The organism is Methanosarcina sp. A14, from assembly GCF_001729375.1.
Classification (GTDB): Archaea; Halobacteriota; Methanosarcinia; order Methanosarcinales; family Methanosarcinaceae; genus Methanosarcina; species Methanosarcina barkeri.
The window spans coordinates 1-3,391 of the sequence record NZ_LZPK01000109.1 but is presented as its reverse complement, the minus strand read 5'-3'; the positions used below and the strand labels follow the sequence as shown (position 1 = coordinate 3,391).

Genomic DNA, 3,391 nt, shown 5'->3' with positions numbered 1-3,391 from the left:
CAATTGAAAAACAATTGAAAGGGAAGAAAAAGATAAAAGAAGAAATTGCCGGGAATTAAAAACCCGGAATCTTCAGACTTACCTGTAGACTTCCTGTAGACTTCTTTTTTTCAGACTTACTTGCAGACTTATTTGCAGGCTTCTTTTACGAGTTCAAGCCCACGGGCAAGCGCGTCCTGAATTTTAGATGGGTCAGTTCCACCGCCCATAGCAAGAGCAGGCTTTCCGCCTCCGCCTCCGTTTACAAGCTTCGACATCTCGCGGACAAGGCTGCCGGCATTGATTCCGCAGCCTAAGGCTTTTTGTCCGGCAGATGCAATGAGCTTAACTCCTTCGGCATCACTTGCGAGAAGAGATACCACGTCTTCATATTTCATGAGTTCAGTAGCGGTCTTCTGGAGTTCAAGGGAATCAGCTTCAGGAATGAATTCGGCAATAACCTTGAGACCTGCAACCTCGGAAGCTCCTCCCAGCAGCCTGTAAACCCTGGCGCGGGCAATTTCTTCCTTGAGTTTCTCGTTTTCTTTCTTGAGGTCTTTCCATTCCCCAAAGAAACGCTCAACACTTGACGGAAGCTGCTCTGGAGGCACACTCAGAGTCTTTGCGGAATCTGCCAGGAGAGAATCTATCTTTTGCATGGCACGTACGGCTGCAACTCCTGCTGCAAACTCAACTCTTTCAACTCCATCCTGGATCCTCTCGGTCCTCAGGATTTTGATCGGGCCGACAATTCCTGTACTGACGCAGTGCGTACCTGCACAGGCCTCAACATCGTCTCCGACCTTTACAACTCTAATTTTTTCTCCTGGAGGTACTCCACCCTGATAGAGCCCAAAGCCATATTCCTGCTCGGCTTCAGTCCTTGACATCCACTCCGTAACAACACGCTTGTTTTCCATAACCGTGCGATTTGCCAGAAGCTCTATCTGCTTCACTTCATCAGGAGAGATATGCTTGTAATGGGAAAGATCAAGCCTTGAGTGGTCCTCAAACTTCTGGGCACCGGCCTGCCAGATGTGTTTTCCAAGAACTTTTCTGGCTGCATCGTTTACGATATGGGTTGCCGTGTGGTGTCTGGCAAGGGTCATCCTGCGCTTTTCGTTCACTTTACCATTGACAATGTCACCCTTGCGGATATCAAGATTCCCTTCAGGGTTCTCTATGGTATGTACTATTACGCCGTCGTAGACCTGGACATCCACAACCTTGTATACTGCATACGCGGTAGCGATTGTTCCCATATCTGCAGGCTGTCCACCGCCTTCAGCGTAGAAAAAGGTGTTATCCAGCACTACGTTGTTGTCAAAGACATCCAGTACAACAGCCTCAAATTCCAGGCGCGTGGGCTCGTCATAGAAACTGCGCTTTGTCTTTGGGAGGTGTTTAAGCCGGTCTGCAAATGGAACTACTTCTTCTTCCTTTTCCTCGGCCTTGTTATGCAGTTCACCAATAATGGAATAGAAGTTGTCAGGGAATTCTACGCCCACTCCGATTTCGGATGCTACTTCTTTTGCCATCTCAGGCGGGATTCCGTGAGAATCGTAAAGTTCAGTTAACTGAGATAAAGGAATCTTTTCCCCGGTTTTCTTGAAATGAGATGCCGATTTCTGAATGATCCTGCGGCCTCTTTCCATTGTATTGCGGAACTTCTCTTCTTCGGATTCCAGGATGTCCTGTATGACCGGGAAATTTTCCCTGAATTCGGGATACTCCGGCATATCCTTTATATGCATATCCATAATTTCGGAAAGCGGGATACGGATGTCAAGGTCATCCATCATGCGTAAAGTCCGCCTGATTACAAGCCTCGCAAGGTACCCTGCTTTGACATTCGAAGGAATGATCCCGTCTCCAAGCATGAAAGTCAGACAGCGTGTATGGTCAGTAATTGCATAGACCTTTTCTACAGGTTCCATTATAGCCGAGAGTTTATCCACGGTCATTCCGATGCTTGAAGCGACCTTTTTCCTGAGTTCCAGAAGGTTTGACTGTTCACTTACATCCATAAACCCTGCAAGCCGAGCATTCTGAGCCAGGATATTTGCATATTCGGAGTTATCCAGTTCATGCTCAAGCCCTGCAAGCCCCATGAGTTCGTTTACTATGCCAGGGAAAAGTGCGTCATATATTGTAGGTGACCCTTTCGAAGCCCAGACGAAACGTTCGAGCCCGTATCCGGTATCAACAATGTAGTTATCCATCTTAGAATAGGTATCACCTTTGATGAGAATGTCACCCTTTTTGTCGGCTTTCAGGTCCATGAAAACAAGGGTAGCAAGCTCAAGCCCGTGTACAAGAACCTCAACGCAGGGCCCTGCATTTCCTCCGCCTGCCCAGGGCTCTTCCTTGTAACTTACAGCAAAGGGATCTAACTTAAGTGAGGTAAGGAGTTCATCACAAAGTTCCATGGCATGTTCCTTCCAGTAGATTTCGTGATCCCTTTTATTGAAGGCGTGATGTGCCATCATTTCAAAGGTTGTAAGATGGCGACCACTCCTGCCCACCGAGTCCAGGTCGTTCAGGCGAATGCAGGGCTGGGAAATCGTTAGGGGATTTGCAGGTGGGGGAACCTGTCCTGAAGTTACGAAAGGCTGAAAATCTGCAATGGACGCAATGGTAAGATAAAGGTCATCTCTCCAGCGAGCAACTACAGGATAACGGTTGATCCTTGTGTGCCCTCTTTCCTCAAAGAATGAGAGGTAATACTCACGCATCTGGGAGATATCAAATTCCCTGGAAAAAATTGGGTTTCCTATAAAGGTATAAGGATCGCAGGGCGCATCTCCGCATGTCTTTCGGTCAGGGTCACGTGTCCAGAAGAATTTGCCACATGACTGGCACTGCTTCCGGACGAACCCGTTATTTTTGAAAAATTCAAGTTGATATTCATCTTCAAGCATAACAATCTCTCCGGAGGGTTGGGTTTTGCTCTGCCCTGGTCTATCTGAAAACAAAAGGGGAAATACCCCAACTCAACCGTTTTAAGAAACTTCCAGCACTTAAAGTGCATATACTGTGGAATTTTGACTTTCTATATAGTAATTCAGTGTATTTATTCATTCACTTTTATATAAATTATCGGGGACTGGTTTGAAATAATGAAACACCCGTGAATCGTGTGCGAATAATTTGCAACTCGATGTTGCTTTTGCAGAATAAATAACTTACCAACATAACGAAATATATAATGAATTTATATTAAAGCAACTACATACTTATAGACTTTAACCTATTACAGAGACACTACAAAAACCTTATTCCTCATTTAAAAGGCAGGAAGTTATTCTTATTTAAACAAAAGCTAGGCTTTGTATTCGAAAGGCTCACCAAAAATAGGAGTTCGGAAAAGGATAATTCCTGCATCTTAACTCTTACCTGTATAGAAGTTTTA

The 3,391-nt window shown here is 45.5% G+C and carries 1 protein-coding gene; it reads right to left on the bottom strand.

Annotation, left to right across the window (positions count from 1 at the left end):
• Window positions 1–128: 128 nt before the first annotated feature.
• Window positions 129–2,900, bottom strand: coding sequence for an alanine--tRNA ligase (gene alaS, locus A9239_RS05955; RefSeq protein ID WP_048154133.1), 2,772 nt, complete (start codon window positions 2,898–2,900; stop codon window positions 129–131).
• Between the last annotated feature and the right edge of the window lie 491 nt (window positions 2,901–3,391).